At 64.0% G+C, this 22,673-nt stretch carries 25 protein-coding genes and 1 riboswitch; of the genes, 13 read left to right on the top strand and 12 right to left on the bottom strand.

Annotation, left to right across the window (positions count from 1 at the left end; translation table 11 throughout):
• Positions 1-20: 20 nt before the first annotated feature.
• From P9254_RS04005 to P9254_RS03980, 6 genes are all read right to left on the bottom strand, one after another.
• On the bottom strand, positions 21-989 hold the full coding sequence (locus P9254_RS04005; protein ID WP_278053656.1) for a 2-hydroxyacid dehydrogenase: 969 nt from the start codon (positions 987-989) through the stop codon (positions 21-23).
• A gap of 88 nt (positions 990-1,077) precedes the next feature.
• Positions 1,078-1,977 carry a succinate--CoA ligase subunit alpha gene (gene sucD, locus P9254_RS04000; RefSeq protein WP_067001220.1) on the bottom strand — a complete coding sequence of 300 codons (900 nt, stop codon included), beginning with the start codon at positions 1,975-1,977 and terminating at the stop codon, positions 1,078-1,080.
• Between the two features lie 13 nt (positions 1,978-1,990).
• Entirely contained in the window at positions 1,991-3,178 is a 1,188-nt protein-coding gene (locus P9254_RS03995) for a malate--CoA ligase subunit beta (RefSeq protein ID WP_067001218.1), read from the bottom strand.
• 17 nt (positions 3,179-3,195) lie between these two features.
• On the bottom strand, positions 3,196-4,158 hold the full coding sequence (locus P9254_RS03990) for an HpcH/HpaI aldolase/citrate lyase family protein (protein ID WP_095829706.1): 963 nt from the start codon (positions 4,156-4,158) through the stop codon (positions 3,196-3,198).
• A 10-nt stretch (positions 4,159-4,168) separates the two neighbouring features.
• A complete protein-coding gene (locus P9254_RS03985) occupies positions 4,169-5,359 on the bottom strand; it encodes an aminotransferase class V-fold PLP-dependent enzyme (RefSeq protein ID WP_278053659.1) in 1,191 nt (396 codons plus the stop codon).
• A 122-nt stretch (positions 5,360-5,481) separates the two neighbouring features.
• The gene (locus P9254_RS03980; protein ID WP_127239925.1) at positions 5,482-6,105 is read right to left on the bottom strand and encodes a LuxR C-terminal-related transcriptional regulator; all 624 of its coding nucleotides are present in this window, start codon (positions 6,103-6,105) and stop codon (positions 5,482-5,484) included.
• A gap of 385 nt (positions 6,106-6,490) precedes the next feature.
• Here P9254_RS03980 and mgtE point away from each other — a divergent pair, with 385 nt between their 5' ends.
• Both mgtE and P9254_RS03970 read left to right on the top strand, forming a co-directional pair.
• Positions 6,491-7,909 carry a magnesium transporter gene (gene mgtE / locus P9254_RS03975; protein ID WP_067329211.1) on the top strand — a complete coding sequence of 473 codons (1,419 nt, stop codon included), beginning with the start codon at positions 6,491-6,493 and terminating at the stop codon, positions 7,907-7,909.
• A gap of 144 nt (positions 7,910-8,053) precedes the next feature.
• Positions 8,054-8,440 (top strand): MerR family transcriptional regulator, encoded by a 387-nt coding sequence (locus tag P9254_RS03970; RefSeq protein ID WP_040969921.1) that lies wholly within the window; start codon positions 8,054-8,056, stop codon positions 8,438-8,440.
• A gap of 144 nt (positions 8,441-8,584) precedes the next feature.
• Here the strand turns inward: P9254_RS03970 and P9254_RS03965 are convergent, their stop codons facing one another.
• Complete coding sequence (locus P9254_RS03965; RefSeq protein ID WP_066999543.1) at positions 8,585-9,064, bottom strand: methyltransferase family protein; 480 nt, start codon at positions 9,062-9,064, stop codon at positions 8,585-8,587.
• Positions 9,061-10,062, bottom strand: a complete 1,002-nt coding sequence (locus tag P9254_RS03960; protein ID WP_278053661.1) for a heparan-alpha-glucosaminide N-acetyltransferase — start codon at positions 10,060-10,062, stop codon at positions 9,061-9,063. Before P9254_RS03960 ends, P9254_RS03965 begins: the two co-directional genes overlap by 4 nt.
• Before the next feature lie 226 nt (positions 10,063-10,288).
• On the opposite strand from P9254_RS03960, the gene P9254_RS03955 reads away from it, so the two are divergent.
• Positions 10,289-11,482 (top strand): MFS transporter, encoded by a 1,194-nt coding sequence (locus P9254_RS03955; protein WP_278103871.1) that lies wholly within the window; start codon positions 10,289-10,291, stop codon positions 11,480-11,482.
• Here the strand turns inward: P9254_RS03955 and P9254_RS03950 are convergent.
• Positions 11,451-12,650 carry an aromatic ring-hydroxylating oxygenase subunit alpha gene (locus P9254_RS03950; protein ID WP_278053665.1) on the bottom strand — a complete coding sequence of 400 codons (1,200 nt, stop codon included), beginning with the start codon at positions 12,648-12,650 and terminating at the stop codon, positions 11,451-11,453. The genes P9254_RS03955 and P9254_RS03950 overlap by 32 nt on opposite strands.
• 141 nt (positions 12,651-12,791) lie before the next feature.
• On the opposite strand from P9254_RS03950, the gene P9254_RS03945 reads away from it, so the two are divergent.
• The 5 genes from P9254_RS03945 to cobO all read left to right on the top strand — a co-directional run bounded on the left by P9254_RS03945 (position 12,792) and on the right by cobO (position 15,921).
• Positions 12,792-13,478 (top strand): gamma-glutamylcyclotransferase, encoded by a 687-nt coding sequence (locus tag P9254_RS03945; RefSeq protein ID WP_095801971.1) that lies wholly within the window; start codon positions 12,792-12,794, stop codon positions 13,476-13,478.
• Positions 13,479-13,548: 70 nt separating this feature from the next.
• A riboswitch (cobalamin riboswitch) is annotated at positions 13,549-13,746 on the top strand.
• Between the two features lie 37 nt (positions 13,747-13,783).
• Positions 13,784-13,963, top strand: coding sequence for a CbtB domain-containing protein (locus tag P9254_RS03940; protein WP_066999556.1), 180 nt, complete (start codon positions 13,784-13,786; stop codon positions 13,961-13,963).
• 15 nt (positions 13,964-13,978) lie between these two features.
• Positions 13,979-14,776, top strand: a complete 798-nt coding sequence (locus tag P9254_RS03935; protein WP_278053667.1) for a CbtA family protein — start codon at positions 13,979-13,981, stop codon at positions 14,774-14,776.
• Positions 14,769-15,290: a bifunctional adenosylcobinamide kinase/adenosylcobinamide-phosphate guanylyltransferase gene (gene cobU, locus P9254_RS03930; protein WP_278053668.1), complete on the top strand. Its 522-nt coding sequence runs from the start codon at positions 14,769-14,771 to the stop codon at positions 15,288-15,290. Before P9254_RS03935 ends, cobU begins: the two co-directional genes overlap by 8 nt.
• A gap of 1 nt (position 15,291) precedes the next feature.
• A complete protein-coding gene (gene cobO, locus P9254_RS03925; RefSeq protein WP_066999565.1) occupies positions 15,292-15,921 on the top strand; it encodes a cob(I)yrinic acid a,c-diamide adenosyltransferase in 630 nt (209 codons plus the stop codon).
• Positions 15,922-15,927: 6 nt separating this feature from the next.
• On the opposite strand, the gene cbiB is transcribed toward cobO, so the two are convergent.
• On the bottom strand, positions 15,928-16,917 hold the full coding sequence (gene cbiB, locus P9254_RS03920) for an adenosylcobinamide-phosphate synthase CbiB (RefSeq protein ID WP_278053670.1): 990 nt from the start codon (positions 16,915-16,917) through the stop codon (positions 15,928-15,930).
• Here cbiB and cobD point away from each other — a divergent pair.
• Positions 16,916-17,965, top strand: coding sequence for a threonine-phosphate decarboxylase CobD (gene cobD, locus P9254_RS03915; protein ID WP_095829299.1), 1,050 nt, complete (start codon positions 16,916-16,918; stop codon positions 17,963-17,965). The two genes, cbiB and cobD, sit on opposite strands and share 2 nt — an antisense overlap.
• 2 nt (positions 17,966-17,967) lie before the next feature.
• Positions 17,968-18,477: a tyrosine phosphatase family protein gene (locus P9254_RS03910; protein ID WP_067329232.1), complete on the top strand. Its 510-nt coding sequence runs from the start codon at positions 17,968-17,970 to the stop codon at positions 18,475-18,477.
• Between the two features lie 15 nt (positions 18,478-18,492).
• On the opposite strand, the gene P9254_RS03905 is transcribed toward P9254_RS03910, so the two are convergent.
• Both P9254_RS03905 and P9254_RS03900 read right to left on the bottom strand, forming a co-directional pair.
• Complete coding sequence (locus P9254_RS03905) at positions 18,493-19,344, bottom strand: creatininase family protein (protein WP_442920293.1); 852 nt, start codon at positions 19,342-19,344, stop codon at positions 18,493-18,495.
• 12 nt (positions 19,345-19,356) lie between these two features.
• A complete protein-coding gene (locus P9254_RS03900; protein WP_067329236.1) occupies positions 19,357-19,740 on the bottom strand; it encodes a RidA family protein in 384 nt (127 codons plus the stop codon).
• A 254-nt stretch (positions 19,741-19,994) separates the two neighbouring features.
• Here P9254_RS03900 and P9254_RS03895 point away from each other — a divergent pair, with 254 nt between their 5' ends.
• Genes P9254_RS03895 through P9254_RS03885 form a run of 3 tightly spaced genes read left to right on the top strand, consistent with a single transcriptional unit; the run spans position 19,995 to position 22,671 of the window.
• The gene (locus P9254_RS03895) at positions 19,995-20,999 is read left to right on the top strand and encodes an ABC transporter substrate-binding protein (protein WP_067329238.1); all 1,005 of its coding nucleotides are present in this window, start codon (positions 19,995-19,997) and stop codon (positions 20,997-20,999) included.
• Positions 21,000-21,014: 15 nt separating this feature from the next.
• A complete protein-coding gene (locus P9254_RS03890; protein WP_095801964.1) occupies positions 21,015-21,833 on the top strand; it encodes an ABC transporter ATP-binding protein in 819 nt (272 codons plus the stop codon).
• A complete protein-coding gene (locus P9254_RS03885; protein ID WP_095825693.1) occupies positions 21,820-22,671 on the top strand; it encodes an ABC transporter permease in 852 nt (283 codons plus the stop codon). Before P9254_RS03890 ends, P9254_RS03885 begins: the two co-directional genes overlap by 14 nt.
• Positions 22,672-22,673: the final 2 nt, after the last annotated feature.

Raw genomic sequence — 22,673 nt, 5'->3', positions numbered from 1 at the left:
ATGGAGGGCGGCGCCGGCTGTCAGGCGACCCGATCGGGGACGGGGCGGCCTTCGAAGAAGGCGGTCAGGTTCTCCACCACCTTCATGCCCATCGCCACCCGCGTTTCCTCGGTCGCGCTGCCGAGATGCGGCAACAGCACGACGTTCTCCAACTGCTTCAGCGCTTCCGGAACGGCGGGCTCGTCGGCAAAGACGTCGAGACCTGCACCTGCGATCTCGCGCCGTTGCAGTGCACCGATCAGGGCATCCTGGTCGACGACGTCGCCGCGCGCGGTGTTGATCAGGAAGGCGCCGCGTTTCATCAACCCCAGGCTTCGAGCATCGATGAGATGGCGGTTTTCCACGCCGCCCGGACAGTGCAGCGAGACGAAATCGGATGCCGTAAGCACATCGTCCAAAGTCGGCAACTGCTCCGCGCCCATAGTGCGCGTCTCGTCATCATCGACCGGCGACCGGTTGAAGAATACGATCTTCATGCCGAAGCCGAAATGCGCGCGCCTGGCCGTCGCTTTGCCGATGCGCCCCATGCCGACAATACCCAAGGTCTTGCCCGACACTTTTGCCCCGGCCATGTGGGTTGGCGACCAGCCTCGCCACTCTCCGGCTCGCAGCTGCCGCTCGCCTTCGCCGGTGCGGCGCGCGACGGCCAGCATCAGGCTAAGCGCAAGGTCGGCGGTGCAATCCGTCAGCACGCCAGGCGTGTTGGTCACCACGATGTCGCGGTCGCGGGCTGCCGCGACATCGATATGGCTGAAGCCGACGCCGAAATTGGCGATGATGCGGGTGCGGGCGGCGGTCTCGGGGAACACCGCAACCGGCAAGCGGTCGCTGACCGTCGCCAGGATCGCGTCGAAATGCGCGAAGGCGCAAGTCATTGCGGCAGGGCTCAGCGGCTCGTCGCTGTCGTTGAACGTCATGTCGAAGCGCTCGGCCAGGATCGCTTCGACGGCGGCCGGCCATCTGCGGGTGACAATCAAACGCGGTTTCATCGAGTTTCCTGCTGATCGACGGGCCGCCGCGGCGTTTACGGCGGCCCAGACTTCACATTTTGTGGACTATGCGGCCGTCGCCCGGCCGTCACGCCGCCTTCTTGGTCCGCGCCAGCGTATCAGCCACGACTTCGCCGAAGGAGGCAGGCGTCGGCACGATGACGACGCCTGCGTCTTTCAGGATCTCGACCTTTTCCTGCGCCGACTCGCCGAAGGCGGAGATGATGGCGCCGGCATGGCCCATGCGGCGGCCCTTCGGCGCCGAGAGCCCGGCGATGTAGGCGATCAGCGGCTTTCGCATGTTGTCGCGCGCCCAGATCGCGGCTTCGGCTTCCTGTGGTCCGCCGATCTCGCCGATCATCACCACGGCGTCGGTGTCCTCGTCGCGCTCGAAGAGCTGAAGGATATCCTTGAAGGACGAACCATTGATCGGATCGCCGCCGATACCGACGCTGGTCGACACACCGATCCCCAACGCCTTCATCTGCGAGGCGGCCTCGTAGCCCAGCGTGCCCGAGCGCCCGACGATGCCGACGCGTCCGGGGAGATAGATGCTGCCGGGCATGATGCCCATCAGCGCCTGTCCGGGCGTGATGACGCCGGCGCAGTTCGGGCCGACGAGCCGCATGCGGTCTTCGAAGCGGTATCGGCGCATGTAGCGCTTCACCTGCATCATGTCCTGGGAGGGGATGCCGTCGGTGATGCAGACGCAAAGCTTAATGCCGGCGTCCGCCGCCTCCATGATCGAATCGGCGGCGAAGGGCGGCGGCACGAAGACGATGCTCGCCTCGGCGCGGGTCTCGCGCACAGCACCCTTGACGGTGTTGAAGACGGGCAGGCCGAGATGCGTCTGGCCGCCTTTGCCGGGGGTGACGCCGCCGACCAGCTTGGTGCCGTAGCGCTTCATGTCGTCGGCGTGGAAGCTGCCGATCTTGCCGGTGAAACCCTGGACGATGACGCGCGTGCTGCGGTTGAGCAGGATTGCCATTTCTCGACCTCCCTCAGGCTGCTTTCTTGTTCTTGGTGGCTTCGCGCCAGGCGGCGACGGCCTTTTCGGCGGCTTCGGCCAGCGTGTCGGCGACGATCACCGCCTCGCCGGAGTCGGCCAGGATCTTGCGTCCTTCCTCGACCTTGGTGCCGGAGAGGCGCACCACCAGCGGCACGTCGACGCCGACCTCGCGGATCGCCTTGATGACGCCTTCGGCGACCCAGTCACACCGGTTGATGCCGGCGAAAATGTTGACCAGGATGGTCTCGACATTCTTGTCGCCGAGCACGGCGCGGAAGGATTTCGCCACCCGCTCGGGCGAGGCGCCGCCGCCGATGTCGAGGAAATTGGCGGGCTCGCCGCCGGCGATCTTGATCATGTCCATCGTCGCCATGGCGAGGCCTGCGCCGTTGATGATGCAGCCGATATTGCCGTCCAGCCCGACATAGGAGAGACCGCGATCGCTCGCAAAAGTCTCGCGCGGGTCTTCCTGGCTCTTGTCGCGCAGTTCCGAGATTTCCGGGCGGCGGAACAGCGCGTTCTCGTCGAACGACATCTTGGCGTCGAGCGCGACGAGGCTGCCGTCGCGGGTCACCACCAGCGGATTGATCTCCAGCATCGAGGCGTCGTAGTCGCGGAACACCTGATAGCAGCCGAGGATGGTCTCGGTCGCCTTGCCGATCAGGTTGCTTTCAAGTCCGAGGCCGAAGGCGATCTCGCGCGCCTGGAAGCCCTGCATGCCGACGCCCGGATCGACGGTGGCGCGGATGATGGAATCCGGCTTCTTTTCGGAGATGTCCTCGATCTCCATGCCGCCGGCGGCCGATGCCACGATCATGACGCGCTCTTCCTTGCGGTCGAGCACGAAGCCGAGATAGAGCTCCTGCGCGATGTCGACGGCTTCCTCGAGATAGAGGCGCGAGATCAGCTTGCCGCGCGGGCCGGTCTGCTGGGTGACCAGCTTGCGGCCGAGCATTCCCTCGGCGGCGTTGGAGATCTCCTCGTCGTTGGAGCAGAGCTTGATGCCGCCGGCTTTGCCGCGCGCGCCGGAATGGACCTGCGCCTTCAGCACCCATTTCGAGCCGCCGATCTCGCGCGCCCGGTAGGTCGCCTGCTCGGGGCTGTAGGCAAGGCCGCCGCGTGGGACGTGCACGCCGTGGCGGGCGAGCAGTTCCTTGGCCTGGTATTCGTGAATGTCCATCTTGTCCTCCCGGTAATCTAATGCGCTGCGCTATGCGCCTGGCTGGCGCGCTCGATCGCCTCGCTCACCACCAGAACATTGCGTGCCATGCGTTCCGAGGCAGCGTCGATCATCTTGCCGTCGAGCGCCGCCGCGCCCTTGCCGAGCGCCTCCGCTTCCTTGAGCACCTCAAGGATGCGGCGAGCGCGGGTGACCTCCTTTTCCGGCGGCGAGAACACGTCGTTGGCCAGAGCGATCTGCGAGGGATGGATCGCCCATTTGCCTTCGATGCCGAGTGCGGCGGCGCGCCTGGCGGCTGCTGTGTAACCTTCGGGGTCGGAGAAATCGCCGAACGGTCCGTCGATGGCGCGCAAGCCATAGGCGCGGCAGGCGACAGTCATGCGCGACAGGGCGAAATGCCACTGATCGCCGGGATAGTCAGGGTTGAGGCCGCCGATGTTGACGGTGCGCGCCTTGTTGCTGGCGGCGTAATCGGCGACACCGAAATGCATCGCTTCGAGCCGGCCGGGCGTGGCGGCGATCGCCTCGACATTGGCCATGCCGAGCGCGGTTTCGATCAGCGCTTCGAGGCCGACCCGGGTGTTGAAACCCTTGGCCATCTCGATCTGGTTGACCATGGCCTCGACCATATAGAGGTCCGCCGGTACGCCGACCTTCGGCACTAGGATAGTGTCCAGCCGGTCGCCGGCCTGTTCCATGACGTCGACCACGTCGCGGTACATGTAGTGGGTGTCGAGGCCGTTGATGCGCACCGACACGGTCTTGCCCTTGGCGCGCCAATCGATGTCGTTCAGCGCCTGGATGATGTTCTTGCGCGCGCGCTCCTTGTCGGGCGGCGCCACCGCGTCCTCGATGTCGAGGAAGACGAAGTCGGCGGCGCTGTTCGCCGCCTTGTCGATCATTTCCGGGCTGGAGCCGGGAACCGCCAGCTCGCTGCGCTGGAGCCTGAGCTTCTTGAGGTGGTTGATGGTGTGGCTCATCGTCCGTTCCTCACGCCGCCTCGGCGACCGGCATTGCGGCCGTGCGCCGGAAATGCTCGATCGCAGCCGCCACGCCCGAGCCCGGCGCCAGGCGCACGCGGCAATCAAGCAGCGCCATTTCGGCCGCCGACAGCGAGGCGCAGACCATCACCTCGTTCAGCCAGCCGAGATGGCCGATGCGGAAGACCTTGCCGAAGACCTTGTTTAGGCCGCCGCCGAGCGATGTCTGATAGGTGCGGTAGGCACGCTTGACCACGTCGCCGCTGTCGATGCCTTCCGGCACCAGGATCGCGCTCACCGTATCGGAGTGCCATTGCGGCGCCTTGGCGCACAGCTTCAACCCCCAAGCGTCGACCGCCTTGCGCACGCCTTCGGCGAGGCGATGGTGGCGGGCGAAGATGTTGTCTAGCCCTTCCTCGGCGATCAGGTCGAGCGAGGCGCGCAGGCCGCGCAGCAGCTGCGTGGCGGGTGTGTAGGGGAAATAGCCGGCGTCGTTGGCGCGGATCATGTCATCGAAGGAGAAGTAGCAGCGCCGGTGGGTCGCGACTCGCGACGCCGCCAGCGCCTTCTTGCTGACCGACAGGAAGCCGAGGCCGGCGGGCAGCATGAAACCTTTCTGCGAGCCGCTTACCGCGCAGTCGACGCGCCATTCCTCCTGACGGAAGTCGATCGAGCCGATCGACGAGACGCCGTCGACGAAGAGGAGCGCTGGGTGGTTCACTGCATCGAGCACCGCGCGACAGCCGGCGACGTCGCTGGTAACGCCGGTGGCGGTCTCGTTTTGCGTGCAGAAGACCGCCTTGATCTGGTGCGCCTTGTCCGCCCGCAGCCTTTCGGCATAGAGGTCGAGCGGGACGCCGGTTCCCCATTCACAATCGATGACGTCGACGTCGAAGCCGAGGCGCTCGGCCATGTCGACCCACAGATGCGAGAACTGGCCGAAGCGCGACATAAGCACCCGGTCGCCCGGGTTGAGCACGTTGGTCATCGCCGCCTCCCAGGCGCCGGTGCCGGACGACGGATAGATGAAGACGCGGCCGGTCTCGTTCTTGAAAACCTTCTTGATGTCCTCGAACAGCGGGAGCGTGAGATTGGGGAAGGAGGCGGCGCGCATGTCTTCCATCGGCAGGTTCATCGCCTGCCGGACCTCTTCAGGAATGTTGGTGGGTCCAGGGATGAAAAGATGGGTAAACCCGGCCATGCGCAAACTCCTCCTGCGTTTTTGGGATGCTGGAGGAAGTTTCATGTCGATGGCGCCGAGCGACAACACCTTGCCGGGTAAGTTGTCGCCACGCGTGGGTAGGTCGAGCCTACCCGATCCGCCTACCCGAAAGGCGATTTGGAGCCGCGTCGCTTCTCGTTGGCATAGAGCGCGACAGCCATGGCGCGGTTGCGCACGTCAAGCTTGTCGTAAAGATTTTTGAGATGGTACTTCACCGTGTTCTCGGAGATACCGGTGCGGGTCGCGATCTGGAGATTGGTCCAGCCATCGGAAAGCACCGCAAGCAATTCGCGCTCGCGCACGGTGAGTTGCGACAGCGGCGTATCGTTGACCTTGTTGATGTCGATGTAAGGGATGCAGATCCGCCCATGCGCGACCGCCAGGATCGTCTCGAATATGATCGAGGGATCGTCGAACTGAAAGCAATAGCCCTGGGCGCCGAGCCGCACGCACTGCTTCAGGATGCCGATGTCATGATCATTGGAAAAGACCGTGATGCGCAGGTCGAGCTTGCGGTTCTGGATTTCCGCCAGGACATCGGCGCCATCCATGTCGGCGAGCTTCCAGCCGATGACGGCGACGTCGAACCTGGTGTTCGCCGTCAATTCCAGGAATTGCTTGCCGCTCGGCACGGAGCTCAACAGCTCGAAACGCCCATCGCATTCCAGCATCTCGCGAAGCGCAGACACGACAAGCGGATTGCGCTCGGCGACGATAACACGCACGCGCTGCTCGCCAACTGCTTCGTTCGTTTTCCGGGACTTGAGGTTCAAGGCCTGCCGATTGTCCTGTCGATCTTGCCGATCCACCTGGACCTGCATCATGGCAATTCTGCCCCAACAGCAAAAGGGCGCTCTTTCCGCAGCGACATGCGCTGTCGCGGCGGCTGAACCCGCAAATGCGGCGCGACCCGCCTTTACCGGGAGGCGTCGCGGGGACATTTCTCTGAGTATTCCGCGCGCTACGGCTATATTTTCTCAGGACGAATCGTGTCTCGACCCTATCTGCCGCATAAGCATCGGATTTCCCGAAATGCGGTTTCCACTTTTCGGGCTCATGCTCTAGACCTGATTCACACCCTTTCCGGATTGCTGTTGGCGGGAGGCGCTGGTGGAAGGCCAGGACAGAGAGACGACCGGCGCCAGGACCGTCGAGGAAGGCGGCGCCGACATCTATGGCGAGGACGGCGCCGTCCGTTCTGCCTTCCTTGCGCAGATCGGCGCGGCCATCGCCGATCGCGACACGCTCATCTTAAAACGCGAAGTCGACGACCTGCATCAGTCGGAACTCGGCGATCTGCTGGAAGCACTCCATCCCGAGCAGCGCCGCGCACTGGTCGAATTGCTTGGCTCGGATTTCGACTTTTCGGCGCTGACCGAGGTCGACGAGGCGATCCGGCTCGACATCGTCGACAATTTGCCCAACGAACAGATCGCGCAGGCGGTGCAGGAACTCGATTCCGACGACGCCGTCTACATCCTGGAAGACCTCGACCAGGAGGACCAGGACGAGATCCTGTCGCAACTGCCGTTCACCGAGCGCATCCGGCTGCGGCGCGCGCTCGACTATCCGGAAGAGACGGCCGGCCGGCGCATGCAGACCGAGTTCGTCGCCGTGCCGCCGTTTTGGACCATCGGCCAGACGATCGACTACATGCGCGAGGACAAGAACCTTCCCGATCGCTTCAGCCAGATCTTCGTCATCGACCCGAGCTTCAAACTGCTCGGTGCCATCGATCTCGACCAGATCCTGCGCACCAAGCGCGCGGTGAAGGTCGAGGAGGTGATGCATGAGACGCGCCATGCCATCCCCGCCACCATGGACCAGGAAGAGGCGGCGCGGGAATTCGAGCAGTACGACCTGCTCTCGGCCGCCGTGGTCGACGAGAACGAGCGTCTGGTCGGCGTGCTCACCATCGACGACGTGGTCGACGTCATCCAGCAGGAGGCAGAGGAGGACCTTCTGCGCATGGGCGGCGTCGGCGACGAAGAGCTATCCGACACCGTGCTTGCGACCTCGCGATCGCGTGTGCCGTGGCTGCTCGTCAATCTGGTCACGGCGTTTCTCGCGGCCTCGGTGATTGGCCTGTTCGACCAGACCATCGAGCATATCGTGGCGCTCGCTGTGCTGATGCCGATCGTTGCCGGCATGGGCGGCAATGCCGGCTCGCAGACGATGACCGTCACGGTGCGGGCGCTGGCGACCAGGGATCTGGACATCTACAACGCCGCCCGGATCATCCGCCGTGAGGTGGGAGTGGGCTTCATCAACGGCATCGTCTTTGCGGTGCTGATCGGCATGGTTGCTGGACTGTGGTTCCACGACCCCAACCTGGGCGGCATTATCGCGGCGGCGATGATCATCAACATGTTCGCGGCGGCCCTGGCAGGCATTCTCATCCCGCTGCTGCTCGACCGCTTCAAGATCGACCCGGCGGTAGCCTCCGCCGTCTTCGTCACGACCGTCACCGACTGCGTCGGCTTCTTTGCATTCCTCGGATTGGCCACGTGGTGGTTTGGCGTTCCCTGAGACAGTGCTATAATTGACTTTTACGTAAATGCCGTGCGACGTTGCCCTGGGGTCAGATGCCGATTCCGGCACAGACGGGGTTGATGGGAGAAAGGGCGACGCTTCTGCGTGGCGATGCCTGGACGTTTGGGCGTGGGAGCGAGAATGCGGGAATATTACACGATCACAGAGCTGACGCGCGAATTCGACGTGTCCACCCGGACGTTGCGGTTCTATGAGGACGAGGGGCTGGTGCAGCCGATCCGGCGCGGGCGCACGCGGCTGTTTCGCCCGTCCGACCGGCATCTGATCCGCCAGATCATGCGCGGCAAGCGGCTCGGCTTCTCGATCGCCGAGATCCGCGAAATCATCCAGATGTACAAGGAACCGCCCGGCGAGGTCGGCCAGCTCAAGCTGATGATCAAGCGCATCGAGGAAAAGCGCGAGGACCTGCGCCAGAAACGGCGCGACCTCGAGGAGACGCTTGCCGAGCTCGACCAGGCCGAGGAGTCCTGCGTGGAACGGTTGGCGGAGCTGGGTGTCAACACGTAGCCCGCTGACAGCCAAGGAATTCAGCTAGGTTAACTGTCGCAGACGTTCGAGATTGGCCGGAGCTTTCGAGCTTCGTGGCGGATGCTTCTGCTAAAGAGGTGCGGGGCCTGCTCGCACCCAGCAACCTTCATTGTCGATACAGCCTCAGATCCAGCGCCGGACCCGCTTGGCGTAATCGCGGTATTTCTTGCCGAACTTTGCCGCCAGTATCTTTTCCTCCTTCTCGATCGCCATTTTCTGCGTCGCGAAGGCAGCGAGGAAGGCGAACAGCAGGAACCATACGATGCCGGTGATGAAGGAGACGCCGATCAACAGCAGCGTATTGGCGAGATACATCGGGTTGCGGGTGATGCCGAAGGGCCCCGATGTCACCAGATGGTCGGGCTCGGCATTGGGATTGAGCGTCGTCCTGGCGCGCACCATGGAGCGGATCGCGGTAACCCAGAGCGCTGCCACGCCAAAGAGCGCTACCCAGCCGGCGCCGACGAGGATAGCGCCGAATATGTCCCCGATCCAGGGCAGCGGGTAGAGCATGCCGAGCACGACGCTCAGCGCGATCGCGACGACATAGATCACAGGCGGCCAGGGAATGATCCCGTGTCCGGGCTTTGCGATACCGGTCATTGCTGCCCTCCCTCCATTTCGTCCTCGGTCCCGGCGGTGCAGGTGCTCGCCAGATAGGCCAGATGCGATTTCCAGGCGCTGGACTGGTCGTTGCTGTAGAGCTTGTCGAGAGACGCTTCGCCCTTCAGCGTGTCCAGCATGCAGCCACAATAGCTGGAACAGAACTTGCTGTCCCGCTGCTGTTCGCACTGCGCCTGGCAAGCCGACAGGAAACCAGCGTCCTTGTCTTGTGGCGCGGCCGGCATCATCTGCGAGAACAGCCACACCGAGCCGAACAGAAGCGGCTGGTGGATGAGATAGAAGGCGAGGCTGTGCCGGCCGATGAAAGTCAGCGGGTTCGACCAGCGTCCGGGCATCCAGGTCGCCAGCCGGGCGAGAAGCCCGGATGCCGAAGCGAGCTTGACGACCGCGATGCCGGCAAGCACTGCGCCGAACCAGGGAAACAGCGGCACATAGTCGTTCGAGCGCGGGTTGGTCGGCGACAGCCCGACCCACCACAGCGCCGGATGGTCGAAGACTTCCGACCGCAGATAATAAGGCGCCGCAATCACGGCCGCGGCGACGATCGCCGTCAGCAATGTCGGCAGCCTGAGAAAAGCCAGGCCGAGCAGGCTTGCCAGCGCGATCTCGTGCAGGATGCCGAAGAAGATGAAGCCGTCCGGCGTGGCGATATAGGTGACGACCGAGATGGCGATCGCCGCACCCGCAACCATCGCAAAGCGCTTCCAGAAGCCAGGCCAACGGATATGGCGGCCATGTGCGAGGAAAAGGCTGACACCGACCAGGAACAGAAAACTCGAGGCGATGCAGCGGGCGTAGAGCTTCCACCAACCGAAGGCGGTGAGGCCCGGCGAGGTGTAGCCGAAGTTTTCGAGATCCCAGGTGAAATGATAGCTCGCCATCGCGATCAGCGCGATGCCGCGCAGGACGTCGATGGCGACGATGCGGCCGTGTTTCGGCGCGTCTTGAACGGCGACGCCGGTCGTCTGAAGGGTCATTGATCTCGCAATCCGATTCAGTCGTGCCAAACGACTATCACGGTTCGGGCGAACAACAGAGGGTGGATCGGCTGTTGCCATTCCGGCGGCATGGCAAGCCGCTTTAGGCCAGCGGCGGAAAGCCTCTGGCCGGCTTCGCTTTTCGGCCTCTCGGAGTCGGTTTCCTGCTACCGGTCCGCGACTGGTCCGGCCAGATTTGGCGAGCGATTCACTTTTCGGAGGGCCGATGTCCACCCATGTGCGCCATCCGATCTGGCTTCCGGCTCTCAGGCCCGCCGATGCGCGCACCTTCGCTTCGCTCTATGCGGTCGAATCCTTTGCTCGCGCCACCATCTCCAGCGTCATCCCGATCCAGGCCTACGAAATCCTGCACAACGAGCAGATCGTCTCGATCCTCTACACCATCGTGTCGCTGCTCGGGCTGTCGGTGACGCTGTTCATGCCGATGCTGATCCGCCGCTTCGCGCGGCGCTGGGTCTACACGGCCGGCTGCCTGATGCTGGCGATCGGCTCGGTGTTCTTCGTCACCCACACGCTGCCGGGACAACTCGCCGGGATGCTGTGCCGTGTCATGGGGGCGAGCGCGCTGTCCATCACGCTTAACCTCTACATCATGGACCATATCCGCAAGACCGACTTCATGCAGGCGGAATCGCTGCGCATGGCTTGGTCGATGTTCGCCTGGACCGGCGGGCCGACGCTCGGCATTTTCCTCTATACGCGCTTCGGGATTTATGCCGCAAACGGCGCGGTCGTGGCTTTCGCGCTGGCGCTGCTGGCGTTGTTCTGGACCTATCGGCTGGGCGACAACCCTTCGATCCGTCCCGGCAAGAGCCGTCCGATCAACCCGCTCGCCAATATCGGCCGCTTCGTCGCGCAGCCGCGGTTGCGCCTCGCGTGGCTGATCGCCTTCGGGCGCTCGTGTTTCTGGACGACCTTCTTCGTCTATGGCCCGCTGTTCATGGTGATCACGGGCGAGGGCAAGCTTGCCGGCGGGCTGCTGGTTTCGGCCGGCAATGCGCTTCTGTTCATGGCGATCTTCTGGGGCAGGGCGGGAAAGCGCTTCGGCGGCCGTCGGACCATGGCTTTCGCCTATTTCGCCATGGCGGCGATGCTCTTCGTGGCCGGCGCCGACGCCGCGCCGCTGCTCACCGCCGCCTTCCTGCTCGGCGGCGCCTTGTTCACCATTGCGCTCGACGCGCTGGGCTCGACAGCCTTCATGCGGTCAGTGCGTTCCTATGAACGAGCGCAGATGGCGGCTGTCTACCGAACCTATCTCGATTTCTCCGAGCTGACGCCGCCGCTGGTCTATTCGGTGGTGCTCTCCTTCTTCGGTCTCGGCTCGGTGTTCGTCACGCTCGGCCTGTTGGCCGCCTTCTGTGGCTTCTTCACCTGGCGCTATCTGCCGAAGTCGTTTTGACCGGCTGCAACGCCGCATGGCGCCCACGCACCCACTCGTGGAAGCGGCGCAAATCGTACTCCTCGGGCATCAGCACGCCGGCCTGGTGGCGGATCGAGTGCAGACCCTTCTGGTTGATCTCGCAGATCGCGGCGTCCTCCTCCAGCACCTGGGTGCCGAAGGCGACGATGTTGTCGATATCGGTTTGTGCCAGGGCATCGGGCGCGAACAGCCATTCGGCGGTGAGTTCCGTCTGCTCCGGCCCGAGCGGGGCGAGACGCACCGTGCGGACATAGTCGACATGGCCGACGACGAACATCGAGGGTACCGAGGTAGCGTAGGTCTGGCCGGCGGCTCGCTCGGCCGGCGTCAGCCCGGCAAAGACCGGTCCATGGACGCGTCCGTCGCGCGACCAGGTCTCGGCGCCGGCGCGCAGGCCGCCGGAAAACTCCGGCGCATCATTATCCGCATAGCGCGCCCATTCCGGATCGTCATGCCTCGCCATCAGGCCGCGGCCATAGATCGGTACCAGCCGCGACAGGTCCTTGTGTACGCCAGGGCAATGCAGGCATTCGTTGAAGTTCTCCCAGAAGATTTTCCAGTTGCAGTTCATCACCTTGGTGAGCCGGTGTCCGGGGACGAGCGTCTCCAGCGGCCAGTTCGAAAGATCGCGGGAGGCGGAGTCGAAGGAGGCTTCCGCCGAGCCATCGGGCTCCACTGCGAGATTGATGAAGACGAAGCCGCGCCACACTGACAGCGCCACCCGGTAGAGCGGATAATTGTCCTTGTCGAAGCCTTCGGGCAGCGATTTCGATGGGACACGGACGAGATCGCCGCGCAGCGAATAGGACCAGGCGTGGTAGGGGCAGGTGAGCAGCCTTGCCTTCAGCCGCCCTTCGCTTTCCTGGCAGAGCTGCGAGCCGCGATGCCGGCAGGTGTTGTGGAAGGCGCGCAAGCTCCCGGTCTCGTCGCGCAGCACGACGACCTGCTGCGAGCCGATACGCGCGGTTCGAAAGGCAAGAGGTTCCGCGAGATCGGCTTCGCGGCAAACCATGAGCCAGCTCCGATACCAGATCGCTTCGAGATCGAGCCGGTAAGCGTCGGCTTCCCGATAGGCGCTTGCAGGCAACGTCGGCTCGAGGCTGGTGAGGCCATTGTAGCGGCTGTGTTCGCTAGGATTTGGCTGCATGAGCGGCTCCCCTTGGCTGATGACAGCCGACACCCGGGCAGGACCGTTGTCAATTGCGCGGCCATTGTCGCTTCCGGGTGCTGCCCTTAAGGTCACTTCGTAATCGCCTGCGGTTTCGCCGGCTGCCCAGGATTGCAAAGTATGCCTGCAAGAACGATGTCGCTGACCGTGGAACTGGTCGCCCGCTGTTTTCGCGCGGTCGATGACCCGGGGCCCGACCCGGATGCCGAGCATCTCGTGGACAGCGACTATGAAGCCATGCTGGATGCATTCGAGGCCGAGCTACCTGCAACCGAGCCTCTCTGGCTGTTCGGCTACGGCTCGCTGATCTGGAAGCCCGAGATTGAGCATGTCGAGGAGCGCGTCGCCGTGGCACGCGGCTGGCATCGCTCCTTCTGCATGAAGATGACGCGCTGGCGCGGCACCAAGCAAAGGCCCGGGCTGATGATGGCGCTGGATCGTGGCGGCCAATGCAAGGGCGTTGCTTTCCGCCTGAACGGTGGTGACCGCCGGCAGGCGCTGGACAGGCTTTTTCGCCGCGAGATGACGCTGAAGCCGACCAGCTACCGGCCGCGCCTGCTGCAACTCGCAACCGACAAGGGGCCGTTGAGAGCGCTTGCCTTCGTCATCAATCGCAAAGGCACGACCTATGCCGGCCCACTCAACGAAGACGAGGTGGTCGAAAGGCTGGCGACCTCGTGCGGCCACTGGGGTTCAGGCGCCGACTATCTCTACAACACGGTGAAGAACCTCGAACAGCGCGGTATTCACGACCGCCATTTGTGGCGATTGCAGCAGCTCGTCGCCGAGCGGATCGCCGGATCTTAGTCCGAAACCGGTGCCGCAATCACGCTGCGGTGTGACGGAATTTGGTTTGCCGGTCGCGACGATTCTGCCTATAGTCGCTGGCGTCGTCGGTTCCGTTTTTGGAGCCAAGAGGGAATGCGGTGAGGGTGGAGTCTTTGCCCTAAGCCGTGGCTGCCCCCGCAACTGTGTGCGGTAGTCCTCTCCATAGACCACTGAGGTTTGTCCTCGGGAAGGTGGGGAAGGGTGCGAATCCGCGAGCCAGGAGACCTGCCGGCGACAGGAAAGTTGACTTCGATGCCCTCGGGTGGAGGGCGAAAGGACAAGACATGAATACCGCTTCCGTCGCCCTCGGCGCCTCCGTCTCCTCGCAGTCGCGCATCATGCAGCTGGCTCTCGCCGCGCTGCTCGGCATTTTCGTCGTCGGTTTTGTCGGCTTCTCGCACATCGATGCGGTCCACAACGCTGCCCACGACTATCGTCACTCGATGGCTTTTCCCTGCCATTGACGAAGGCCCGATATCATGAATCTGTTTCGCAACGTCGTGTTCGTGGCGGCGATCGTAGGGCTCGTGGCGGGCATCGCGCTTGCCTGCATGCAGGCCTATGCGACCGTGCCGCTGATCCTCAAAGCGGAAGTCTATGAAAAGGCGGGCGGCGGTCATCACCACGACCATGCCGCCAACACTGGAACTAGCGTTGCCATGAGCTCGGCCGAACCGGCGGGCAATGCGATGAGCAGCGCCGCTCCTGCGTCGACGGAAGCGGCGGCTCCGACCGAGGACGAGGGCTGGGCTCCGGCCGACGGCTTCGAGCGCTTCGCCTTCAACGTTGTCGCAAACATCGTCACCGGCATCGGCTTCGCGCTGATCCTGGTCGCGGTCTCGGAATTCGCCGGTGGCATCGGCAGCTGGCGCCAGGGCGTGTTCTGGGGCCTTGCCGGCTTTGCGGTTTTCACGCTCGCGCCCGGCCTCGGCCTGCCGCCGGAACTGCCGGCCATGCCGGCGGCGGACCTTCTGCCGCGCCAGATCTGGTGGATTTCGACGGTGGCCGCAACCGCGGTCGGCCTTGGATTGATCGCCTTTCGCAAGTCGCTGCCCTTGGCAATTCTGGCGGTCGTGCTGATCGTCGCTCCGCACGTAGTCGGCGCGCCGCAGCCCGTCAGCTTCGAGACGGCGATTCCCGAGGGGCTGCACCATCAGTTCGTGGTGGCGGTGACCCTCACCGATCTGGTCTTCTGGCTGGTGCTCGGTGCGGCCGTCGGTGTGGTGCGCGGCCGCTTCACCGGTACGTCGACCAGCCTGCGCGACAGCTTTGCCTGATCGCGCGGAGGGCCATCTGACCTTCATCATCGGCGGTGCGCGCTCCGGCAAGAGCGCGCATGCCGAGTGCCTGGTGGCGGCAAGCCCGTCGCCTTGGGCCTATATCGCCACCGCGCAGGCCTATGACGAGGAGATGCGCGAGCGCATCGCGCTGCATCGCTCGCGCCGCGGCAAAGGCTGGGTCACCGTCGATGCGCCGCTCGACCTGGTCGGCGCGATCGACGCCTTGCCCGATCACCAGCCGGTGCTTATCGATTGCCTGACATTGTGGCTGAGCAATCATATGCTGGCGGACCACGATATCGAGGCCGAGTGCCGGCGGCTCTCGGATGTGCTTTCGCAGCCGCGCGGACCGTGGTTTGTGGTGTCTAACGAAGTCGGGCTCGGCATCGTGCCGGAAAATGCGCTGGCGCGCCGGTTCCGCGACGCCGCCGGGCGGCTCAACCAGCAGGTCGCGGCTGTCGCCGACAGCGTGCTGATGATGGTGGCGGGGCTGCCGCTCAAGGTGAAGTGACATGGGCGAGATCAAAGACACGATCATCGACGACAAGGATGCCGAACGCCATCGAGCCAAGATGGCCAAGCGCAAGGCGGTGCAGGATGCCGAGGTGGCCGGCAAGACGATCGAGAAGGGACTGCTGATCGTCAATACGGGGCCGGGCAAGGGCAAGACCACGGCTGCGTTCGGCCTGGCGCTGAGGATGCTCGGCTACGGCAAGCGCGTCGGCGTCGTCCAGTTCATCAAAGGCAAATGGCACACGGGCGAGAAGGATGCCTTCGCCGCCTTTGGCGATCGCGTCGTCTGGCACGCGATGGGCGAGGGCTTCACCTGGGAGACGCAGGACCTGAAGCGCGACATTGCCGCCGCCGAGGCTGCCTGGGCGAGGGCGCTCGAGCTGATTGCCGACCCGTCGATCAGCCTCGTGGTCCTCGACGAGCTCAACATCGCTCTGCGCTACGACTATCTCGAGCTGGAAAAGGTGGTCGCGGCGCTGAAGGCGCGTCGCGAGGGCCTGCATGTCGTCGTCACCGGCCGCAATGCTAAGCCGCTGCTTGTGGAGGCCGCCGATCTCGTCACCGAGATGGGGCTGACCAAGCACCATTTCGCGGCCGGTGTGAAGGCGCAGCAGGGGATTGAATTCTGAGGCGCCTTAGCCGCCGATCAAAATGGTCAGGTAGATCACCGTCGCCGACAGAATCGCGAACAGGCCGATCAGCAGCCCGTCGGCGACGCGATAGAGTTCCAGCGCCTGCCTTATGTCGGTGCTTTCGGCCTCGCGCCTGCCGCCTTCGCCCATGAAGGCATCCTCGACGACCTCGCCGCCATAAGTGCGCGGTCCGGCCAGGGCGAGCCCCAGCGCGCCGGCCATGGCGGCTTCCGGCCAGCCGGCATTGGGCGAACGGTGCTTCTTCGCGTCACGCCGCATGACCTGCCAGGCGTTGCGGGGGTCGGCGCCCTTGACGATGAAGGCCGCCAGCACAATCAGCAGGCCGGTGAGCCGCGATGCCGGCAGGTTGACCAGGTCGTCGAAGCGAGCGGCCGCCCGGCCGAAGGCCTCGTATTTCGGCGTGCGGTGGCCGATCATGGAATCGGCGGTGTTGGCGGCCTTGTAGGCAGCACCCCCGGCCAAACCACCGACACCGGTCCATATGGCAGGCGCGACGACGCCATCGGAGAAATTCTCTGCCAGGCTTTCGATCGCGGCTCGGGCAACGCCCGCCCTGTCGAGCTCGTCCGGATCGCGGCCGACGATGCGCGAAACGGCGATGCGGCCGAGCGTGAGGCCGCCGGTCTCCAGCGCATCGGCGACATCCTCGACATGCTCGGCGAGGCTCTTCTGCGACAGAAGCGAGGAGCTGAGAATGGCCGCGATGACCAGGCCGGACGGAAAGATCAGCCAGAGCAGGACATGCAGCGCCAGGCCTATGGCCGCCGGCACCAGCAGGACGACCAGAAGCGCCTGGAGGCCGCGGCGGCGACGCAATTCGTCGGAATCGGTGGCGCGGTTGAGCCTGCGATCGAGAAAGGATATCAGCCTGCCGATCCAGGTTACCGGATGACCGATGGCGTTAAACAGCCAGTCCGGGTAGCCAAGGGCACGTTCGATGGCGAGTGACAGGAAAGCGATCAGTATCGACATGAAGCTTCTAAGCGGAGCGGTTGCAGCGGTTGATCACGGCGGCAGCCTTGGCCGGGCAAGCGCGCTCTTTCCTCATGCGCCACAGCCTTTCCTTGACCTCTCGACAGGTATCAATCCGCACTCCTATCCGCTTTTCGATCTGCCCGCCACCGCCCTGTCACGATTGCCCGAGCCAGGACGACTGCGCGAATTGGCCGAAATTGCGGCCAAGGCGTATGGCGCGCGGTCGGCGGCGCATGTCGTGGCCGCGCCCGGCACGCAGATCCTGTTGCCGCGGGTCGCTTCGCTGGTGAGGCCCGGCAAGGCACTGGTGCTGGGTCCAACCTATGCCGAGCACGCCAGGGCGGCCGCGATTGCAGGCCATGCGATTGTGGAGGTGGGCGACTTCGACGCCTTGGCGGACGCTGACCTTGCCGTGCTGGTCAACCCGAACAATCCGGATGGGCGAGTGATCGAAAGGCACCGCCTGGTCGGCCTTGCTGCGCGGCTTCGCGCGAAGGGCGGCCTGCTGGTGGTCGACGAAGCCTTCATGGATGTCGGCCCGGTCCAACACAGCCTTGCCGGCGATGTGGGCCAGGGTGGTATGGTGGTGCTGCGCTCCTTCGGCAAATTCTTCGGCCTTGCCGGCGTCAGGCTTGGTTTCGCGCTGGCCGACCAACTGACAGCCGAGCGGCTGGAGGCGCAGCTTGGGCCATGGGCTGTCGCCGGTCCTGCACTTGAATACGGAATCCGCGCATTGGCGGATGCCGGGTGGCAGGATGACATGCGACAGGGCCTGGCAGCCGATGCCAAGCGCCTCGACGCGCTGCTCAGCCGATTCGGTATCGCGGTCGCCGGCGGCACCAGTTTGTTCCGCTATTTGTCGTTCTCCGATGCTGCCTCCCTGTTCTCCGCTCTTGGCGAACGCGGTATCTTGGTCCGCCATTTTGCCGATCGTCCGCACGCCTTGCGCGTCGGTCTGCCCGGCAGCGAAGAGGAGTGGCAGCGGCTCGAGAGCGCGCTTGCAGCGTGGGCCTCGCGGCGCGACTATGCGCCGAAGGAGTGCTGACGATGATCCATGTCTGTTCGCTGTCGAAGGTGGAGGAGACCGTTGCGAGAACCGGCGCGGAGCGCTTGCTGTCGCTGCTCGCCGACGGCACCGGGATGATCCGTCCGGCCTCGATACTGGCCGAAAACCATCTGCATCTCGTCATGCACGACATCGTCGCCGCGCAGGAAGGCATGACCATGCCGGGCGAGGAGCATGTGCGCGCGCTGCTCGACTTCGCCTATCGCTGGGACAGGGCCAAACCGATGGTCGTGCACTGCTATGCCGGTATCAGCCGCTCGACGGCATCGGCCTATATTATCGCGGCGGCACTGGCGCCCAAACGCGACGAGGCGGAGCTGGCGAAGACGCTGCGCTTTCTCTCGCCGTCAGCGACGCCCAATCCAAGGCTGATTGCCGTTGCGGATATGTTGCTTGGGCGAGAAGGCCGGATGATCGCGGCGGTCGAAGCAATCGGGCGCGGTGCAGATGCCTTTGAAGGGATTCCGTTCGAACTCAGCATTAGAGATTGAGCTCGCACTGTTCCGCTACGCCAGCCAGTCGGCAAGCCTCGCCTTACGCACATCCCTGGCCAGGCTGATGAAGCCATCGGCCTGATGCTCGGCCGTGAGCCGGCCTTTTTCGGCGGTGGCGGTGCTGGCGTCGCCGACCACGCCGTTCGGATTGAGGTCGCTGGCGATCCAGGCGAAGGCGTGCGTTCCGGTGTGCCGCAGCAGGGCGAATTCCTTTTCGGCGCGACCGACATTGGAGACGAAATTGTCGGCCTTGCCCATATCGACGAGATCTGGCCGGAAATGCAGCATCAGCGAGGTCTCGACATCGCCGCCATGGATGCCGTGACGGTCCTCGAGCTCGGTATACATGCCGGAGGGACGGCCGAAGCGCTGCCAGCTCGTCTTCACCGCCAGCATCTTTGCGCGCACGCGCAATTCGCGCGTGACAATGCCCATGATCTCCTCGTTGCCGCCATGCGAGTTGACGACGATCAACTTTCTGACCCCGGCGCGGGCGACCGAGAGGCCAAGCTCGGTCCAGGCGTCGACCAGGGTGGTGGCCGGCAAGGTGAGCGTTCCCGGCGCATGCAGATGCTCGTTCGACTTGCCCACCGCCTGCACCGGCAGGAGGCGGATGTCGATGTCCTCGGGCAGGCGCGCAATCACCGTCTCCAGCATGCCCATCATGATCGAGGTGTCGGTCGAGACGGGAAGGTGAGGGCCATGCTGCTCGACCGCGGCCACCGGCAGAACGGCAATCGTCGCTTCCGCGTCGATCGAGGCGTATTCGGTCGTCCGATAGTCGCCCCACCACACACGTCTTGTCGTCACTGTCGTCTCCCGATGGTCTGCTGTTCGGCCCGAAGGTCTAAAGCGCCTGGGCATTCCGGGCAACAGCTAGCCTGCTGCCAGAACCTCCACCTCGACCTTGAATTCCGGGCGGGCAAAACCTGAAACGATCATCAGCGTCGAAGCGGGCGCCGGATCGGAAAACAGGCGATTGCGAACGTCCATATAGGCCTGCAGATGCGCGCGATCGGTGACGAAGGCGTTGATGCGCACGACATCGTTCAGCGTCAGCCCGGCTTCGCTTAAGATTGCGGCAATATTCTTGAAGCAAAGCTCGGTCTGCGCGCCGGCATCCTCCGGGACGGCGTCATCCGGCGCGATGCCCAACTGACCCGAACATAGCACAAGGCGCTTTCCCGCTGGAATTTCAACGCCATGGCTATAACGGGCAAAGGGCGGCTTGATCGACTTGGGGGCGAGATAATTGAGCATGGCATTCTCCTGTCGGCAGGCAGACTAAGGCCGGATTCATGAAAGCTTCAAGATGCGGTGCATGCCGCCCGGGCGATTATGGACAGGCGTCCAAAAAATGGGCACGATGCCATTTGTACAGCATGACCCGTCCGGTCTCGGCAATGACTGCCGCGCAAGCAGGCGGCCCAAGGCGGTGGCATGTGTCTTGCTTCTTGAACCAATGGAGTGGAGCCCAGCGCGCAGCGCGCCGGAGCTAAGAGAGGGTGATGTTTATGTACGGAAAAGAAAAAATCCTGGCGGGTGCGATCGCGCTGCTTGCTGCCAGCACGCTGGGCGCTGCGGCCAACGAGAAGGTCACCTTTGGCACCAACTGGCTGGCCGAGCCGGAACATGGCGGCTACTACCAGGCGATCGCCGACGGAACCTACGCCGCCTGCGGCCTCGACGTCACCATCATGCAGGGCGGCCCGCAGGTCAGCGGCCGGCCGATGCTGCTGGCCGGCAAGATCGATTTCTACATGGGCGGCAACCTGCTCTCGGCCTTCGACGCCGTGCAGCAGGGGATTCCGATGCGCGTCGTCGCCGCCGACTTCCAGAAGGACCCGCAGGTCATCATGTCCCATCCGGGCGAAGGGCTGGACAAGTGGGAGGACCTGAAGAACGCCGACCAGTATATCCTCGGCGACGAGGGCGCACAGACCTTCTTCCAGTGGATGGTGACCGATCTCGGCTTCGATGCCGCCAAGCGCGTGCCATACACCTTCAATCCGGCGCCCTTCATCGCCAACAAGAAGTCGATCCAGCAGGGCTATGTCACGTCGGAGCCCTACGCGGTGCAGAAACAGGGCGGCTTCGTGCCGAACCAGTTCCTGCTCGCCGACAATGGCTGGGATACTTATGCCACGACCATCGAAGTGATGCAGGACACCATCGACAAGCGGCCGGAGGTGGTGCAGTGCTTCGTCGATGGCTCGGCCAAGGGCTGGTACAACTACCTCTACGGCGACAACAAGGCCGCCAACGAGATGATCAAGAAGGACAATCCGGACATGACGGATGAGCAGATCGCCTTCTCGATCGAACAGCTGAAGAAGTTCGGCATTGTCGATTCCGGCGATACGGAAAAGCTCGGTATCGGCGGCATGACCGAAGCGCGCATCCAGAGCTTCTACGACAAGATGGTCAAGGCCAAGGTCGCGCAGCCGGGCATCGACATCAAGAAGGCCTATACGCTCGCCTTCATCAACAAGGGGGTCGGGCGGGAGCTGAAGAAGTAAGGCGGCCTGCCTGAGATGATCCAGGAGAAAGTGGCGCAGGCAACGGCATCGGGTGAGAGCCCGATGCTGCTTTCCTTACGCAATGTCGGCAAGGTCTTTTCCAACGGCGTCACGGCGCTGAGCAAGGTCGACCTGGCGATCCGCGAAGGCGATTTCCTAAGCCTGCTCGGGCCCTCGGGCTGCGGCAAGTCGACGGCGCTCAGGTTGATCGCCGGCCTGTCGACGCCGACCTCCGGTCAGCTCGACTGGCGCGGCTCGATCGACCGCTCGAATATCGGCTTCGTCTTCCAGGAGCCGACGCTGCTGCCATGGGCCAGCGTCTTCGACAATGTCTGGCTGCCGCTCAGGCTGAAAGGCGTATCGCGCGCGGAGGCCAAGCCCGCGGTGATGGAAATGCTGTCGCGCGTGCACCTCACCGGTTTCGAGAATGCCGTGCCGCGCGAGCTTTCCGGCGGCATGAAGATGCGTGTCTCGATCGCACGGGCTATGGTGACCAAGCCGCGCATTCTTCTGATGGACGAGCCCTTCGCGGCGCTCGACGAGATTACCCGCTTCAAGCTCAACAACGATCTTCTCGAGCTTTGGCAGGACGAGCGGTTTACCGTCGTCTTCGTCACCCACAGCGTCTTCGAAAGCGTGTTCCTCTCCAGCCGTGTCGTCGTCATGGCGGCACGACCGGGCCGCGTCCACGGCGAGCTTGCAATCGAAGCGCCTTACCCGCGCGACGAGGCATTCCGGACTTCGCCCGACTATGCGGCGCTCTGCCGGCAGGCCTCGGACGTGCTGGTCAATGCCATCAACTCAACCGCCGGACCTCATCATGACGGCCATTGAAAACAATGCCCTGAAGCTCGACCCGGAAGAGGCGCGTCGCGTCCGCCAGGAGCGGCTGGAGCGGATCGGCAAATGGGTACTGCCGCTGGCGATCATGGTGCTTGCGATCTGGCTGTGGGATCGCATCTGCGTCTGGAACGGGATCCCGCAATACATCCTGCCGCGCCCGGGCGTGGTCCTGCAGACGCTGCATGACGATGCCGGGCTGTTGTTCTCTTCGCTGCTGGTGACGCTCAGGATCACCTTCCTCAGCCTGCTGCTTGCCGTCATCGGCGGCGTCGGGCTGGCGGTGCTGTTCGCGCAGTCGAAATGGGTGGAGATGTCGTTCTTCCCCTTCGCCATCGTGCTGCAGGTGACGCCGATCGTGGCGATCTTCCCGCTGATCAACATCTACATCAACAACCAGACGACCAAACTCCTGCTCTGTGCCTGGATCGTCGCCTTCTTCCCGATCCTCTCCAACACCACGCTCGGGCTGAACTCGGTCGACCGCAACCTGGGCGATTTGTTCAAGCTCAACGGCGCGACCCGCTGGCAGCAATTGCGCTATCTGCGCCTGCCGGCGGCGATGCCCTATTTCCTCGGTGGGCTGAAGATCGCCGGCGGCCTGTCGCTGATCGGCGCCGTGGTGGCCGAGTTCGTCGCCGGCGCGCAGGGGCAATCGTCCGGGCTTGCCTCGCGCATCATCGAGGCGGGCTACCGGCTCAATGCTCCCAGGCTGTTCGCGGCGCTGATCCTGATCTCGCTCACCGGCATCCTGATCTTCCTCGTGCTGTCGCTGGTGTCGCATCTCATCCTGCGCCGCTGGCACGAGAGCGCGCTGAAGCAGGAGCGCTAGGG

Source organism: Mesorhizobium sp. WSM4983 (assembly GCF_029625765.1).
In the GTDB taxonomy this organism is placed as follows: Bacteria; Pseudomonadota; Alphaproteobacteria; order Rhizobiales; family Rhizobiaceae; genus Mesorhizobium.
Note: the sequence above shows the minus strand (reverse complement) of the source record. Positions and strands in the feature narration are given on the sequence as shown.

Excerpts from the sequence above, each read along its gene's own strand:
- P9254_RS04005 (WP_278053656.1), bottom strand. The coding sequence starts at position 989 with ATGAAACCGCGTTTGATTGTCACCCGCAGATGGCCGGCCGCCGTCGAA.
- sucD (WP_067001220.1), bottom strand. The coding sequence starts at position 1,977 with ATGGCAATCCTGCTCAACCGCAGCACGCGCGTCATCGTCCAGGGTTTC.
- P9254_RS03995 (WP_067001218.1), bottom strand. The coding sequence starts at position 3,178 with ATGGACATTCACGAATACCAGGCCAAGGAACTGCTCGCCCGCCACGGC.
- P9254_RS03990 (WP_095829706.1), bottom strand. The coding sequence starts at position 4,158 with ATGAGCCACACCATCAACCACCTCAAGAAGCTCAGGCTCCAGCGCAGC.
- P9254_RS03985 (WP_278053659.1), bottom strand. The coding sequence starts at position 5,359 with ATGGCCGGGTTTACCCATCTTTTCATCCCTGGACCCACCAACATTCCT.
- P9254_RS03970 (WP_040969921.1), top strand. The coding sequence starts at position 8,054 with ATGCGGGAATATTACACGATCACAGAGCTGACGCGCGAATTCGACGTG.
- P9254_RS03965 (WP_066999543.1), bottom strand. The coding sequence starts at position 9,064 with ATGACCGGTATCGCAAAGCCCGGACACGGGATCATTCCCTGGCCGCCT.
- P9254_RS03960 (WP_278053661.1), bottom strand. The coding sequence starts at position 10,062 with ATGACCCTTCAGACGACCGGCGTCGCCGTTCAAGACGCGCCGAAACAC.
- P9254_RS03955 (WP_278103871.1), top strand. The coding sequence starts at position 10,289 with ATGTCCACCCATGTGCGCCATCCGATCTGGCTTCCGGCTCTCAGGCCC.
- P9254_RS03950 (WP_278053665.1), bottom strand. The coding sequence starts at position 12,650 with ATGCAGCCAAATCCTAGCGAACACAGCCGCTACAATGGCCTCACCAGC.
- P9254_RS03945 (WP_095801971.1), top strand. The coding sequence starts at position 12,792 with ATGCCTGCAAGAACGATGTCGCTGACCGTGGAACTGGTCGCCCGCTGT.
- P9254_RS03940 (WP_066999556.1), top strand. The coding sequence starts at position 13,784 with ATGAATACCGCTTCCGTCGCCCTCGGCGCCTCCGTCTCCTCGCAGTCG.
- P9254_RS03935 (WP_278053667.1), top strand. The coding sequence starts at position 13,979 with ATGAATCTGTTTCGCAACGTCGTGTTCGTGGCGGCGATCGTAGGGCTC.
- cobO (WP_066999565.1), top strand. The coding sequence starts at position 15,292 with ATGGGCGAGATCAAAGACACGATCATCGACGACAAGGATGCCGAACGC.
- cobD (WP_095829299.1), top strand. The coding sequence starts at position 16,916 with ATGAAGCTTCTAAGCGGAGCGGTTGCAGCGGTTGATCACGGCGGCAGC.
- cbiB (WP_278053670.1), bottom strand. The coding sequence starts at position 16,917 with ATGTCGATACTGATCGCTTTCCTGTCACTCGCCATCGAACGTGCCCTT.
- P9254_RS03910 (WP_067329232.1), top strand. The coding sequence starts at position 17,968 with ATGATCCATGTCTGTTCGCTGTCGAAGGTGGAGGAGACCGTTGCGAGA.
- P9254_RS03905 (WP_442920293.1), bottom strand. The coding sequence starts at position 19,344 with ATGCCCAGGCGCTTTAGACCTTCGGGCCGAACAGCAGACCATCGGGAG.
- P9254_RS03900 (WP_067329236.1), bottom strand. The coding sequence starts at position 19,740 with ATGCTCAATTATCTCGCCCCCAAGTCGATCAAGCCGCCCTTTGCCCGT.
- P9254_RS03895 (WP_067329238.1), top strand. The coding sequence starts at position 19,995 with ATGTACGGAAAAGAAAAAATCCTGGCGGGTGCGATCGCGCTGCTTGCT.
- P9254_RS03890 (WP_095801964.1), top strand. The coding sequence starts at position 21,015 with ATGATCCAGGAGAAAGTGGCGCAGGCAACGGCATCGGGTGAGAGCCCG.
- P9254_RS03885 (WP_095825693.1), top strand. The coding sequence starts at position 21,820 with ATGACGGCCATTGAAAACAATGCCCTGAAGCTCGACCCGGAAGAGGCG.